The sequence below is a fragment of the Psychrobacillus sp. FSL K6-2843 genome, from assembly GCF_038626375.1.
Taxonomy (GTDB): Bacteria; Bacillota; Bacilli; order Bacillales_A; family Planococcaceae; genus Psychrobacillus; species Psychrobacillus faecigallinarum.
Map to the genome: position 1 here is coordinate 4,001,836 of NZ_CP152021.1, position 14,717 is coordinate 4,016,552.

Annotated in this window: 15 protein-coding genes; all 15 read right to left on the reverse strand. The window is 38.1% G+C overall.

Annotation, left to right across the window (positions count from 1 at the left end; all coding sequences use genetic code 11):
• Positions 1-237: 237 nt before the first annotated feature.
• The 15 genes from MKY94_RS20545 to MKY94_RS20615 all read right to left on the reverse strand — a co-directional run bounded on the left by MKY94_RS20545 (position 238) and on the right by MKY94_RS20615 (position 14,704).
• On the reverse strand, positions 238-1,137 hold the full coding sequence (locus MKY94_RS20545) for an ABC transporter permease subunit (protein ID WP_144540909.1): 900 nt from the start codon (positions 1,135-1,137) through the stop codon (positions 238-240).
• Complete coding sequence (locus tag MKY94_RS20550; RefSeq protein ID WP_144540906.1) at positions 1,115-2,038, reverse strand: ABC transporter ATP-binding protein; 924 nt, start codon at positions 2,036-2,038, stop codon at positions 1,115-1,117. Before MKY94_RS20550 ends, MKY94_RS20545 begins: the two co-directional genes overlap by 23 nt.
• A 99-nt stretch (positions 2,039-2,137) precedes the next feature.
• The gene (locus MKY94_RS20555) at positions 2,138-2,866 is read right to left on the reverse strand and encodes an ABC transporter ATP-binding protein (RefSeq protein ID WP_154312062.1); all 729 of its coding nucleotides are present in this window, start codon (positions 2,864-2,866) and stop codon (positions 2,138-2,140) included.
• Entirely contained in the window at positions 2,863-3,231 is a 369-nt protein-coding gene (locus MKY94_RS20560) for a GntR family transcriptional regulator (RefSeq protein ID WP_144540902.1), read from the reverse strand. The genes MKY94_RS20555 and MKY94_RS20560 overlap by 4 nt, the downstream gene beginning before the upstream one ends.
• Positions 3,224-4,024 carry a hypothetical protein gene (locus MKY94_RS20565; RefSeq protein WP_342577756.1) on the reverse strand — a complete coding sequence of 267 codons (801 nt, stop codon included), beginning with the start codon at positions 4,022-4,024 and terminating at the stop codon, positions 3,224-3,226. Before MKY94_RS20565 ends, MKY94_RS20560 begins: the two co-directional genes overlap by 8 nt.
• 573 nt (positions 4,025-4,597) lie before the next feature.
• Positions 4,598-5,560 carry an oligopeptide/dipeptide ABC transporter ATP-binding protein gene (locus MKY94_RS20570; RefSeq protein ID WP_151112020.1) on the reverse strand — a complete coding sequence of 321 codons (963 nt, stop codon included), beginning with the start codon at positions 5,558-5,560 and terminating at the stop codon, positions 4,598-4,600.
• Between the two features lie 11 nt (positions 5,561-5,571).
• Positions 5,572-6,495, reverse strand: a complete 924-nt coding sequence (locus tag MKY94_RS20575) for a C40 family peptidase (RefSeq protein WP_144540897.1) — start codon at positions 6,493-6,495, stop codon at positions 5,572-5,574.
• Positions 6,492-7,586, reverse strand: a complete 1,095-nt coding sequence (locus MKY94_RS20580) for a dipeptide epimerase (RefSeq protein WP_151112018.1) — start codon at positions 7,584-7,586, stop codon at positions 6,492-6,494. The genes MKY94_RS20575 and MKY94_RS20580 overlap by 4 nt, the downstream gene beginning before the upstream one ends.
• 13 nt (positions 7,587-7,599) lie before the next feature.
• Positions 7,600-8,523, reverse strand: coding sequence for an LD-carboxypeptidase (locus tag MKY94_RS20585; protein WP_144540893.1), 924 nt, complete (start codon positions 8,521-8,523; stop codon positions 7,600-7,602).
• A gap of 82 nt (positions 8,524-8,605) precedes the next feature.
• On the reverse strand, positions 8,606-10,264 hold the full coding sequence (locus MKY94_RS20590) for a peptide ABC transporter substrate-binding protein (RefSeq protein WP_144540891.1): 1,659 nt from the start codon (positions 10,262-10,264) through the stop codon (positions 8,606-8,608).
• Positions 10,265-10,321: 57 nt separating this feature from the next.
• Positions 10,322-11,446: an ABC transporter ATP-binding protein gene (locus MKY94_RS20595; RefSeq protein ID WP_144540889.1), complete on the reverse strand. Its 1,125-nt coding sequence runs from the start codon at positions 11,444-11,446 to the stop codon at positions 10,322-10,324.
• 6 nt (positions 11,447-11,452) lie between these two features.
• On the reverse strand, positions 11,453-12,400 hold the full coding sequence (locus tag MKY94_RS20600; protein ID WP_154312055.1) for an ABC transporter permease: 948 nt from the start codon (positions 12,398-12,400) through the stop codon (positions 11,453-11,455).
• A complete protein-coding gene (locus tag MKY94_RS20605) occupies positions 12,400-13,335 on the reverse strand; it encodes an ABC transporter permease (protein WP_144540885.1) in 936 nt (311 codons plus the stop codon). Before MKY94_RS20605 ends, MKY94_RS20600 begins: the two co-directional genes overlap by 1 nt.
• A 13-nt stretch (positions 13,336-13,348) precedes the next feature.
• The gene (locus tag MKY94_RS20610) at positions 13,349-14,173 is read right to left on the reverse strand and encodes a M55 family metallopeptidase (RefSeq protein WP_144540883.1); all 825 of its coding nucleotides are present in this window, start codon (positions 14,171-14,173) and stop codon (positions 13,349-13,351) included.
• Between the two features lie 210 nt (positions 14,174-14,383).
• Entirely contained in the window at positions 14,384-14,704 is a 321-nt protein-coding gene (locus MKY94_RS20615) for a hypothetical protein (protein ID WP_144540881.1), read from the reverse strand.
• Between the last annotated feature and the right edge of the window lie 13 nt (positions 14,705-14,717).

A 14,717-nucleotide genomic window follows, 5' to 3' on the forward strand; every position in this document is an offset into this window, starting at 1 on the left:
AGCAATCATGGTTTCCCGATCATTAGTAAAGAAATTTCAAAAAGTATGGAGAAATAAGCTCGATTGTCTGTTTACAATCAAACCAATACCTATTCAGCCTACATTTAGAAAATTACAGAGTGGGACATCATGAACTTACTGATTCGTTTTGTGTTATATACAATAGCCATAATGCCTCACTCCTTTCCTTAAGTTAAATTCAGAATACTACAAGTTTTTGAAATATGCAATAGGCAATTACGCCGTTACATCACGTTTTGTAAATGACCAGTAGCTTGTTACTAGGAATATTAACAGATACACGACAATTATTATAATAGAAAAACTTAAGGTCATGCTTTCTATTAGCGGTGTATTTGTTCCGATAAATTGACTTAAATTTGTATTGGCAAATATAATGTATTTCGGAAATTCAAAGTCCAGCATTGCAAGAATTTGAGTTACTTGTACTCCTGCAAACATTAGGAAAATAGATATTCCAATTGCTAATGAGCTAGAGCGGAACACTGAGCCAATCATAAAAGCTAAGGATCCAATTACAAATACATTTACTAAAGACAGAGCAGTTAAAAGCAATAATCTGCCCCAGTACGAAACCTCCACTACCTTGCCATCGACTAGCTCTAACTGCGTACCTGGAATATTATCAAAGAAAATGTATCCAAAGATTATTCCCGAAACAAGAAGAACTATCGACATCATAATTGCAAATAGACCAACTGTGATTAGTTTAGACGTTAGAATTTTCCATCGCTTCATTGGTCTCGTTAGTAACATTTTAATTGTTCCTTGGGAAAATTCAGAAGCTACTATTCCACCAGCCACTACTACCGTAAATAATGTGACAACGGACATCATATTTGGAAGACCGCTGATAAACCCTTGTGCACTATCATCAACGATAGGAGACAAATTATTATCAGTTCTATATTTAGTTAGTTCAGGACCCTCAGAAATGGCAGTCATCTCTTCTACAGTAATAGTTTCTCCTTCACTACTCTGTGAAATATCTATTGAATAGACCCATTTTACAAGACCAGCCGAAGCAAGCATTAACAACACGAGCAATATAGTCATTACCCATGTTGATTTTTTAGTCCAAAGCTTTAACCACTCATTTCGTACGAGATTCAGCAATTTGCCCACCTCCTGTAATTTCTAAGAATTGATCTTCTAATGTTTTTCTATGTGGTGTTACGGAATAGATTTGTAAATCATTTGTAATCATTTCTGCAACAAAAGCAGGAACTTCTTCTTTGTTTAGAGGGATTACATAGCCAGTTCCTAAAGACTCAAAGGTGATTTCCTTATAATTAAAGAAATCTACTACCTTTTCTTGATTTGATGCTTCAATGTAATAATGAGATTTTTGCTGTTCATTTACCTCTTTAATAGATAAGAGCTTCCCATTTTGAATCACTGCAATTCTATCGCACATTAACTCTATCTCAGCGAGCAGATGACTTGAAACAAAGATAGACACACCTTGCTCTACTGCTATTTTTCTTAAATACATACGAAATTCACGAATACCTGCTGGATCTAGTCCATTGGTAGGCTCATCTAAAATGAGAAATTTAGGCTTATGTAAGATAGCCTGCGCTAAACCTAGACGCTGTCTCATTCCTAGAGAATAAGTAGATACCTTTTCGTTAATACGCTTTTGAAGTCCTACCTGAGCAATCACTTCGTCAATGCGTTCCTTGGTTATATTCTTATTCATTCGTGCAAAATGAACTAAATTCTTATACCCACTCATATATTTATACATTTCAGGGTTTTCTACAATCACCCCGACCTTGCTCATGGACTCCTCAAAATTCTCTGAAATAGGCTTCCCCTCTATAAATACCTCTCCTGATGTCGGCTCCATAAGACCTGTCATCATTCGAATAGTGGTTGTTTTCCCAGCTCCATTCGGCCCTAAAAATCCTGTTATTTGTCCAGGATATAAATCTAATGTAAGATCATCAATAATTTTCTTTTTCCCGATTACTTTAGTAAGATTTTGTAGTCTTACTATTGGTTTTCTCTCCATTTAATTCACCTTCCTTATCAATAATTTTGTTCTTATTAAGGTATACGTCTATAAACTAAATAAGTTCTATAAAATTCCATTTATATTTTTCTTGGAAATTTAATACGACTTTGCTGCTTCTAACTCGTTCTCTCTTTGTTCTTGGAATAAGTTGGTCATCCAAGACGTAATATCTTTTCTTTGTGATTCTCTTATATCTTCGACCAACTCATGAGCAATAACCGAGCCCTCACGCATCACGACAATTTCATCTAAAATTGGTTCCATATCCTTCAGCTCGTGAGTAGATAAAATTATAGACTGTGTCTCTATATCTATAAACTGTATAAACCCTCTTATAATAGACTGTCTTACCATTGGGTCTAAGCCAGAAAGAGGCTCATCTAGCAGATAATAATCTACCTCTCTCCCTAGTGTAGCGGCAATTTTTGCTCGCCCTCGATTTCCCTTTGATAATTTTTTTAAAGGGGCATGTAAATCTAGCTGTAAAAAATCTGCTACGATACAAGCCTTATCATAGCTAAAATCATCGAACTGAGAATCATAGAATCGAAATAGCTGTTTCACTGTGAAATATGGAAAAACGTCATCCGCGTCTGGTAAATATGCTATTTTTTTAGCTACGAGATATGACACAGGCTCTCCATCAATTTGAATGGACCCACTTTTAGTAAGCAATACCCCTGCCATCAGCTTTAAAAGTGTAGATTTCCCACTTCCATTTTCACCGACTAAACCAATTATTTTACCTTTTGCAAAAGAAATTGTTACATCATTTACCGCTTTTTTGCCTCCATACCTCTTAGTTAACCCTTTTATATCAATCAATTCAACTCACCTCTTTTACGGGAGGATAATTGGACAATAATCTCCTCTTCTGTAAATCCAAATGACTCCATTTGATGAAGAAATGTAGTTACTAGCGTCTGCTTCATTTCTTCTCTTAGCTCTTCTAATCTTTGCATATCCTCAGTCACGAACGTCCCCTGCCCTCGTTTGGTCTCTGTTAGGTGCAACAACTCCAACTCCTTATAGACACGTTGCATTGTATTGGCATTAACACCGAATTCTAGTGCATATTCTCTTACCGAAGGTAAACGATCTCCAGGCTTCACGTTTCCCTTTAATAAATCCCCAAAAATTTTCTCCATGATTTGTTGATAGATGGGCTTATCCGGAAGAAAATCAATCATAGGTGTATCCTCTCACTTTCCTTTGTAAAACAAATGTTGAGATTATAAATAAGCATGTAAAAACAACAAATTCCAATATAATTTGTCCTACGTAAAAGTGATCCGTAACCTCTAAAAACATATAAAAATCTTTGGAGCTAATTTCTCCTACATTCATCTTAGGTAGGTTTACTTTCCAATAGCTAGTTAGTGTTTCATATAGCTTACTATCTGTAAATTTTGCGTAGTTATGGAATGCAAAGAAAAAGAAGACGATAGATACTATATTAGATAATGCTTTATTGATTGGTCTTAAAAGTCGGCCAATCACCCAAGTAAACAAGATTCCGATTGTAAAAGTAAGTGCTGCAAAAGCTGAAGTAAATAAAAAATATACCTCTAATTTCATAATCCATACCATACTAATATCCTCTAAGGGTTGGAAAAGCCAATAACCAATCATTGTAGTTATTATGACAACTAAAAGTGATATAAAGGTGAAAACAAAAAAGGCAAATAGCTTTGCCCCAAGCAGCTTATACATAGATGCATTTGAATGAAACCACATGTCCGAACGTTTCATATCCTTTTCTAAGCTTGCAAAGAATAAAATAGGCATTCCTATAATGTGCCCCAAAACCCAAATCGATGATAAAACAAGCAGTACATTCCCTAAACTAAAATCTATTCCGAAGATTACCTTTAACAAATATGGGCCCATTAGTACTACCAGTACGTTAATAAGTAATCCAATTAAAAGCAAGGATTTATACGCCATCCATTCTTTCCAAATCAAGCCTTTCCATTGACTCATGTTTCATCCTCACCATCCTAGTGTATTAGTTACATAATACACTAGGATTTAACATAGAGTCAAACAAATTTTCAATTTAATTCCTTTCATGGGAATAACGGATGAAAGGTTGAAAAAATGAGAAAGGCAGATTCCGTCCACCATAACCCTTTCTATTTGATATCAAGGGATAATGTTTGTAAAGCTAGATCACCACTTTGAAAAAAACAGAAAAGCTCCAGCACCTTTTTATACTTCTAAAAAAGTAAAACTTGGAACAAGTATGGTGGATTTCCGCTTTATACGGCGGAAGCGATAAGCCATCACCGTCGCTAGCGCGTCGTTTGTGATGTCTTATCTGTCTCCCTTACCCCGCTGGAGTCGCCGCCTGTCGCTTCAATCCACAACATAATAAATGTTGGAGGAAGAACAAACTCCTATATATAAAATTAAATTTTTCTTTAAAAGATCTATTTGATCTGCTCAACTTCGCTAAATTTAAAGGTCTTTAGCTTTTGGGACATAATTTATATACTTCTCTGTAAATAAAAAAACACCAATCCAATGTTAATTAGACTGGTGGTTTTTAAAATATCAATTATAAAGATGACATGCTACAAAGTGACCCGGCTCTTGCTCTTGCCAAATCGGCTTTTTCTCTGAACATATTGCCATAGCATGCGGGCAGCGAGTGCGGAATACACAGCCTGACGGTGGATTGATCGGACTTGGCAACTCACCTTGAAGGATAATTCGTTGACGAGATTCTTCGATATCCGGATCTGGAATTGGGATAGCGGACAACAATGCCTGAGTGTAAGGATGTAATGGGCTATCGTATAATTGGCTACTTGTTGTCAGCTCAACCATATGCCCTAAATACATTACACCGATACGATCAGAAATATATTTAACCATAGACAAGTCATGCGCTATAAATAAGTAGGTCAAGCCTTTTTCTTTTTGAAGGCGCTGTAATAATTTTACTACCTGGGCTTGTACCGAAACATCCAATGCTGATATTGGTTCATCTGCTATGATAAATTCCGGATCTAGAGCAAGGGCTCGAGCAATTCCAATACGTTGTCTCTGCCCTCCAGAGAATTCATGGGGATATCGATTGGCATGATCACGATTAAGACCAACATCCTCTAACAATTCATAAACCCTTTCTTTTACCTCTTTTTTAGAATTATATAGTTTATGAATTTCCATAGGCTCAGCGATAATTTCTAAAACAGTAGATCTTGGATTTAAGGATGCATAGGGATCTTGGAATATCATTTGCATTTTCTTTAAATAATTTTTGCGTTCTTTATCGTTCATTTCATGAACATTTTTCTCTTCGAACAGCACATCTCCCTCTGTTCGGTTATACAAACCTAAAATAGTGCGACCAGCAGTAGATTTTCCACAGCCTGATTCCCCAACTAGACCAAATGTTTCTCCCTTGAAAATTTCAAAGCTAATACCGTCAACTGCTCTTAATGTACTGCCCTGACCTACCTCAAAATGACGTTTTAAATCCTTTACAGATAATAGAACATTCTCCGTCATATGTTTCCCCCCTAACCGTCATATCTTCTTACTGCACATATCTCTTTTTCTAATTTTGAGCCTTCTAACACTAAAATCTCCACCGACTTACCTGTCGAAGGCGAATGTAATAATTGGCCGTTCCCATAGTAAAACCCAACATGTCGCACGGGTCCAGTTCCTTCATCATTTGCAAAAAACAACAAATCTCCTCTTTTCCATAAAGAGGGGTCATCCTTCGACACTTCTTTTCCTTTTATGGCCTGATCACTTGCGTCACGAGGGATCAAATAGCCACACGCCTTTAACATATTGTATGAAAAACCAGAGCAATCATAGCCGTATGGGGACATTCCTCCCCATAAATAAGGTAAATCTAAATATAATTCTCCCAGCTTCACCGCTTCCTCTGGTGGAAGTTTTGGTAGTTGCTCAATAGACTCTGCAAATTGTACATTTTCTTTTCGGATCAATGTCTCTCCATTTGGAGCTTGAACCTTATAATAGCTACTTGTTTCCGATATAACAGGAAGGATTGCATTAAATGGTAGAACAAGTAGGGGTTTCTCTTCCATATCCCATAGCTGAGTTTTACTATCCTTCACTCGGACAATGCCTTTATTTTCGACCTCAGTCACTTCTTTTAATTGGACTAACGGCACCCAACCAGGATATCCTCTTACATCTTTTTTAGATGGTTGCCACACTGCGATAATTTTAGCCCAACCATCACTTATCTCATCCACCATAACCGGCTCACCATAGAGGAGTTGGGTTTGAACACGATTTTCATCACATAAAGCAAGACGTTCCTTGTATGGAAGAGCTTCTAGCCACTCTCCTAACTGAACAGGATTTGAAATTCCTGGACTGTCTACTTCTCTAGCAGAAGCAGGCTCTGTCCAAACAGTTGCGACCTTTACTGCACAAATCCAATGATTACTCACTAACGTCATTGCTTCTCCCCCTCCGTTTTTATGCTCTCAATCCCTAACCCATAGCCTTCTGAAAATGTCATGCTGCTAGCTTCATAGATTACACCACCAGTGACTATGTCCTCTGCAAGCATTAAAGGAGCATCGAAATCATAGAATTGAACATTTGGTTGGCTTGCTGCGAAATGAGCAGCTGCTGTTATGCCTAATTTAGTTTCGATCATGCTGCCCACCATACATATAACTCCACTTGCCTCTGCTAATGCGTTAATCTTTATAGCTTGATGAATACCGCCAGATTTCATTAATTTAATATTAATCATGTCAGCAGCACGCATGTCTAACACACGTTTGGCATCATATACAGAGAAAACACTTTCATCCGCCATAATAGGAGTGATTGTTCTTTCAGTTACGTATTTTAAGCCCTCTATATCATCTGAAGATACTGGTTGCTCAACAAATTCAATATTTAGCCCTGCGTCTTCCATTGTTCCGATAGCACGGACTGCTTCTTTTGCATTCCAGCCCTGATTGGCATCTAATCTAATTTTAATTTCTTTCCCTACCCGCTTCCTAATAGCCTGAATACGATTAATGTCTTCTTGAATTGTACCTATTCCAACTTTCACCTTTAACGTTTGAAAACCTTGACCAACATAACGATAGGCATCCTCTGCCATCTCAATAGGATCATTAACGCTTACTGTAAAATCAGTAATCAGCTTGTTTCGATATCCTCCTAAGTACTGGTATAGTGGTAGTTTCGCATATTGACCTAAGAGATCAAAGATAGCCATATCAACAGCAGCTTTAGCACTCGAATTTCTGACAATAGCTTTATGAATTCTTTGAAAGATTAACTCTTTCTCTAATAAAGAAAGCCCAATTACTTGTGGGGATATTACTTCGTTTATAGCGTAACGAATACTTTCCAAGGAATCACCAGTAATTACATGTGTTGGAGGAGCCTCCCCAAAGCCCACTATTCCTTCCTCGGTAGTTACCTTCACGACTATGGAATAAGCAGTAGTGACCGTACGAAGTGCGGTTTTAAAAGGTTTTGTCAGTGGCACTGCCACATAAAATGTCTCAATAGATTGTATTTTCACTCGTGACTCCCCCTTACTCAACTCCAGGTAATATTGCTAGCGTCAAATTCTCCGTATTCAGTACCGCTTCCACTCCTAAAGGAATTGCAAAGTGCGGCTGACAATGACCAATCAGAAAACCTTTTAATGCTGGCTTCCCTAAATCCCCTAAATAATGATTAAAAACTTCATCCATCGTTAATGATTTTTTTCCTCTCTTAGGCTCCGCATCACAGAAATCTCCAATGACAAACCCAGCTGCCGCGTTTAGCTTACCCGCTAACCTTAATTGATTGAGCATACCGTCAACCTTGTAAGGCTCTTCTCCAATATCCTCTATTAATAACAGCTTCCCTTGAGTATCAACTTCATATTTAGTCCCTATCCCACTTGCAAGAAGTGATAAATTACCGCCTACAAGTTCTCCTCTAGCGACTCCAGGCGAAACTACTGATAGAGGAGATATATCCTCTGTATAATGTAGCTCCATTGGCTGGAATAATTGAAGAAACATTTTTTTAGATAAATCACTAAATGTACTTTTTCCAACGTCTGACGCTAACATAGGGCCATGAAATGTAACGATATCAGAGTATAAATTCATGCTAGTATGTAAATATGTAATGTCTGAGTAACCCCAGAAAACTTTAGGATTTTCATTCATTAGTTGATAATCTATTTGGTCAGCATACCTTGCCGTACCATAGCCTCCACAAGCACATATAATACCGTCTATATTTGGGTCCGCGAACATCTCATGTAAATCTTCTAGTCGCTCTTCGTCTGTGCCCGCTAGATACCCATTAACTTGTTGTACACTTTTTCCCATCCTATAAGATAATCCTAATTCCTCTAAAAACGATAGGGAGCGGTTCAGTTGATCTATATTAGGTGGACTAGCTGGAGCAATAATCCCAATTGTGTCCCCTTTTTTTAATCGTTTTGGTCTTATTTTCATATGTATAATCTCCTTTGTTTTTAAAGAAAAGGGGCGGCACTCGTAAAAGTGCCGCATCTTTTTTTAGGGAATAAATCTTTATTTATTCTTTATCTGCCCATTTTAAATCCATGTATCCAACTGGATGTCTAACAATTCCTTTGACATTGGACTTCTCAAGCGTAACTTGGTTGTAATAGTGAATAGGTACAACCGGCATTTCTTCTATAAGGAATTTATCAGCTTGAATCAGCATATCCCAACGTTTTTGCGGGTCTGTTTCATTTTTGATATCTGCTATTAATTTATCAAATTCTGGGTTAGACCAAGTAGTACGGTTCATAGAAGAACCAGTAATAAAGCTTTCTAATGCATTAACAGGGTCTGCATAGTCAAATAAGAACGAAGAGCGTGATAACATATATTTAAACTCTTTTTGTTCTGAAGCAAACACGCTTGCCTCTACATTTTGTAGGGCTATTTCAACTCCAAGAACTTCTTTGAACTTACTTTGAAGTGCTTCTGCAATTTTCTTATGAGTATCACTAGTTGAATAAGTTAAGGTTACTGTTGGAAGTTCATTGTATCCTTCCTCTTTCATACCTTCTTCTAAAAGTGCTTTTGCTTTTTCAGCATCATGTTGAATGAGCTTTCCAGCAGTCTCTCTAAATTCCTTGCCATCTGGACCAATAAATCCGTAAGGAACAAATCCTTCTGCTGCTTTTTCACCATTTTTTGTTACGAATTCTACTATTTCTTGTTGGTCAACAGCCATACCGAACGCCTGGCGAATTTTTTTGTTTGTAAAAGGCTCCATAGAAACGTTGAAACGATAGAAATACAGACCTGCTTGGTCTTCATTTTTTAACTCCGGATCGTTCAACAATTGATCTGCAAGTTCAGATGGTACACCTGAAACGTCTAAATCACCAGTTTTATACATTTGATACTCCGTATTAGAATCATCAATCATTGCCCACTCAACCTTGTCTAGCTTAACAGTATCTGCATCCCAATAGTTCTCGTTTTTCTCAAAAGTAAAGCTTACATCGTGATCCCAGCTAGCTAATTTAAATGGACCATTTCCTACAAATGATTCTGCTTCTGTAAACCATTCAGGGTTTTCTGTAGCTGCCTTCTCATTTACAGGGAAGAAGCTTGGATTTGTAATAATATTTAAGAATGCCTCTGTTGGCGCAGCAAGTTTAACTTCAAATACTTTCTCACTAACTGCTTTAATAGCAACCGCGTCAGCTGCTCCTTCTCCATTATTGTAAGCTTCTGCCCCTTCAATGAAGTAAGCTAAGAATGCTGCTGGAGAAGCAGTTTCTGGATTTAACATATGCAACCAGCCATAAACAAAATCACCTGCTACGACAGGATCTCCATTTGACCATTTTGCATTCTCACGAATTGTAAATGTATATGTTAAACCATCCTCTGATACGTCAATCTTTTCAGCTGTAGCTTCTTCTGCTTGATGGTCCTTATTTAGTCTTACAAGGCCTTCCATCAAATTGTTTAATGCGCTCCAAGATACCGCATCAAACCCTACTGATGGATCAAATGACGTAGGTTCGTTTCCGTTGTTTAGCTTAAGCACTTTTTCCGTTTCCACAACAGGTTCTTCTTTTCCTTCACCTTCTGTCTTTGTAGTCGGCTCTGTCTCAGTCGGTGTTTTCCCAGCCTCTTCATTGGCTGTACACGCGCTTAACACAAGAACAAACAAAGCCATAATTAATAATGAAAGCCATTTCTTCATCCTATTTTCCCCCTTTGTTTTCTATATGTGAATGCACTTGCGCGCCCTCATCCTGTTTTACTTTTGTACTTGTAATACTTTTGCTCTCTCATCCTGAAGCCAACAATCTACTGCATGAGCATCTGATAGCTTACTAGTGTATGGATAAACATGATCACACACTTCCATTGCAAATTTGCAACGAGCAGTAAACGGACAGCCAGTCGGTGGAGCGAAAAGATCCGGTGGTGTTCCATCTATTGGTTGTAGCTCCTCCTCCATTAAATCTAACCGTGGAACAGAATTGAGAAGCCCTTGTGTATAGGGGTGCTGTGGAGTGTAAAAAATTTCTCTTTTATCACCTATCTCCACAATTTTACCAGCGTACATTACCGCAATGCGGTCTGCAATTTTAGCCACAACACCTAAATCATGTGTGATTAAAATAATGGAAATATCCGTTTTCCTTTGAATTTCCTCAAAAAGTTCCAATATTTGTGCTTGTATAGTTACGTCTAAAGCGGTCGTTGGCTCATCTGCTATAAGGAGTTCTGGATCACAAATCAAAGCAATTGCAATAACAATACGCTGCCTCATCCCTCCTGAAAATTGATGAGGATATTGCTTTAACCGTTCTATTGGATTTGGTATGCCTACTAGGTTAAGCATTTCAATTGCCTTTAATTTTGCTTCATGCTTCCCAATTTTTTTATGGGTGCGCAAACCTTCCGTTAACTGCTCACCAATAGTGAGCGTTGGGTTTAACGCAGTCATAGGGTCTTGAAAAATCATAGATATGTCAATACCTTGGATTTTTCTTAGTTCAGATTTGCTGAGCTTTGTTAACGCCTTCCCTTTAAACAAAATACTACCATTCTTAATCCTGCCGGCTGGTTCAGGTATCAATCCCATAATTGCATTAGAGGTGACACTTTTCCCACAGCCAGATTCGCCTACGATTGCCAACGTCTCACCCTTGTAAAGATCAAAATTGACCCCTCTTACTGCTTCTACTTCTCCACCATATGTTTTAAAGGAAACTTGTAGGTTATTAACCTGTAAAATTTTCTCGTCTGTAATTTTTTTTCTTTCTTTTTTACCATTCCGACTCACTAGTGAGTCATCAGATTGTAAAGATACTGCTACCTCATCCACTTTCCCTCGAGCAAGTTCCTTTGCATGATCTAATTGATGTTCATTCATCCATTCTTACCTCCTAAGCTTTGGATCAAGGGCATCTTGTAAGCCGTCCCCTAATACGTTAAATGCAAACATCGTCACAGAGATAAAGAATGCAGGGAAAAACAGTCTCCACCAATGACCAGATAAAATTACAGGTAGTGCATCGTTTGCCATTACCCCCCAACTGGCAGCTGGTGCAGATACGCCTAACCCTAAAAAGCTAAGAAATGCTTCGGCGAATATAGCACTCGGAACCGTAAGAGTCATTTGTACTATAATCGGCCCCATTGTGTTTGGTAACAAATTTTTACGAATGATTCTAGAGCTTTTTGCACCAAAGGATTTGGATGCAGTTACAAATTCGTAGTTTTTAATCTGTAAAACTTGGCCCCGTACGATCCTGGCCATACCTACCCAGCCGGTTACAGTTAACGCAACGATAATAGTCGTAAGGCTTGGCCCCATAACTACCATCAATAAAATAACTACCAATAAATGCGGTAGACCATAAAGTACTTCAATGATGCGCATCATTATCGCATCGGCTCTTCCACCCTTATAACCACTAAAACCACCATAAATTACACCTATAAAGAAGTCGATCAATGCAGCCATTACCCCTACAAATAAGGAAACTCGTGCACCATACCATGTCCTTGTAAAAACATCTCGTCCTGCTTCATCTGTTCCAAACCAGTGCTCTGCCGATGGTCCTTGATTTTGCATTGGATAATTCATCTCATCCATAGAATATGGGGAAAAAATTGGTCCAAAAATAGCAAACAGAGTTAAAAGGATTAAAAAGAAAAGACCACCCATTGCCAGCTTATTTTTCTTTAACCTTCTCCAAGCATCCTTCCAATAGGATAAGGAAGGTCTTACAACGGATTCCGCCTCTCCGTCTGACTTTTCTTTAGGACGGAACCATTCATCCTTTATTTCCACCGGGGATACTATCTCTTGCGTTTTAGTCATTATGCATCCCCCTCTTTACGATGTAATTTAATACGTGGATCTAGTACTCCGTAAACAATATCTACTAAAAAGAGCATAAATACTAAGAATGCGCTATAAAATACTGTAGTTCCCATAATTACGGGATAGTCTCGATTGTTAATGCTTTCCACAAAATATTTTCCCATTCCCGGAATAGCAAAAATGCGTTCGATTACAAAGGTACCTGTCAAAATACCTGCCAGCATTGTACCCATAATTGTTACAACAGGCATTAAGGCGTTCCTTAAGGAATGTCGAAAAACAATTCTAGCTGGTGAAAGTCCTTTAGCTCTAGCCATTTTGATATAATCCTGTGTTAACACTTCTAGCATGCTGGAACGCGTTAAACGAGCAATAATTGCTGTAGGACCTGTGGCTAAGGCTAGAGTTGGAAGAATCATATGCAACGGACTACTCCAAGTAGCTGGAGGCAACAGTTCCCAATTTACCGCCACCTGTTGAATCAACAAAGTGGCCAAAACAAAGTTAGGAACTGATATACCAATAACAGCAAAGGTCATTGCTAAATAATCAATAATACCGTTATGCCGGAGGGCTGCCAATGTACCTAAAAGAACACCTGACAATAATGCAACTAAAATAGTCGACATACCCAGTTCAAAGGAAATTGGAAATCCCCTTGCCAACAGTTCGTTTACCGATTCATTTGGCTTCTTAATGGATGGTCCAAAATCAAACGTTACAATCGATTTTAAATAATTTAAATACTGCACATACATCGGTTGATCTAGCTTATAAAACTTTTCTAAGTTTGCTTGAATAGTAGGATTAGAAGTTCTTTCTCCATCAAATGGAGAGCCCGGTATCGTGTGCATTAATGCAAATGTTAGAGTTGCAATGATGAGGATTGTTGCAATCATCATTAAAAAACGCTTAATAATATACTTTGTCACGGAAGGCTTCCTCCTAACAGAATTTGGTTTGCATTGCTAGCTCTACCATGACAAGCATTGCACGATATGCTTCTAGAATGTCTTTTGCTTCAAATTTAACAATTGTTGTTCCTTCTATGATTTCACATCCTGGCATTAGTGCTGCCCACTCCGCTTGTCCATAATTAGTAAATTCAATTTTTAAAACAGGTTGTTCTGGTGGTATAAGTGGTAGTATTTCATCTCTTTTCTTAATAGCCTCTGCCATTTTTTCTTTAAGAAGAGCTTGTGACTTTTGAGGGTGTAGGGTTTTAACAGCAGACCTGGATATAGATTGTTTTACCGCAGCTGTTATAATACCTGGAATGAGAGCCTCCGCCTCTCTACAAGCTCCGTCATCTCCAGCAACCATAATGACAGGAACTCCATAATAACCAGCCACGTATGCATTAAGACCAAGCTCTCCTATTACTACATCATTGATATACATATTTCGAACTCCAAAAATCATAGAATGACTCATGACTCCTGGTTGTCCAGCTCTAGAATGGTATCCAGCAAAAACTGCTCCTATGTAGCTTGCATCTAAAGATTGAACCATAGAATATGGCTTTAAATCTCCGGTTATCAAAGATGCCTCTGGATGTAACTCCTCCACTAAAAGATTATTCATTTTGGAATGACTATCATTAACCAGTACCTCTTTAACACCTGTAGAAAGAGCACCCTCTACAATAGCATTGGCTTCCTGTGTCATTATTCGTCTTGCTCTTTCGTAATTATGCTTGTTCGACTCCACAAATGTGTAATCCGGCAGGCCTGTTATGCCCTCCATATCAACTGAAACAAATAACTTCATCTCTTCTTCCCCCAACCTTCAACTCTATTTTTCTATTGGTAAACATCACTTTATCAAAATATACGGAAAATTACAACATCTCGTTTTTGCTATCTATTGGCGGAATTATATAAAATAAAAAAGCAAATGCACCTCATATTAAGGGCATTTGCAATATTCGATAAATATAGACACTAAGCTGGTTAAGTCGACGCTACACTTCTATAGCTTTTAACGGAATCTAGAGAAAAAACCTCGATGGGCTCCCCCTTGGGATGGGTTGTTAACAGGGTATGCTTGTTGAACTCCTGGTACTACTACGGTTTCATTTGACTCTGTAACGAAATATTGAGGAACATTTACGATGTGCTCTCTATTGACATTTACAATTGGTTGAATGACTGGCTGCATTCTTGGTACGAAAGAGTCACTAACACGATATTGTGGTGGACAAACAATCGGTTCCGCTGCTGGTAATTGTCTTCGGCAACCACATGATTGACCCCAACCTTTTGTTTGGCCGCACGAATGACACATATGGTGATTATTCATTATTTTCACCTCC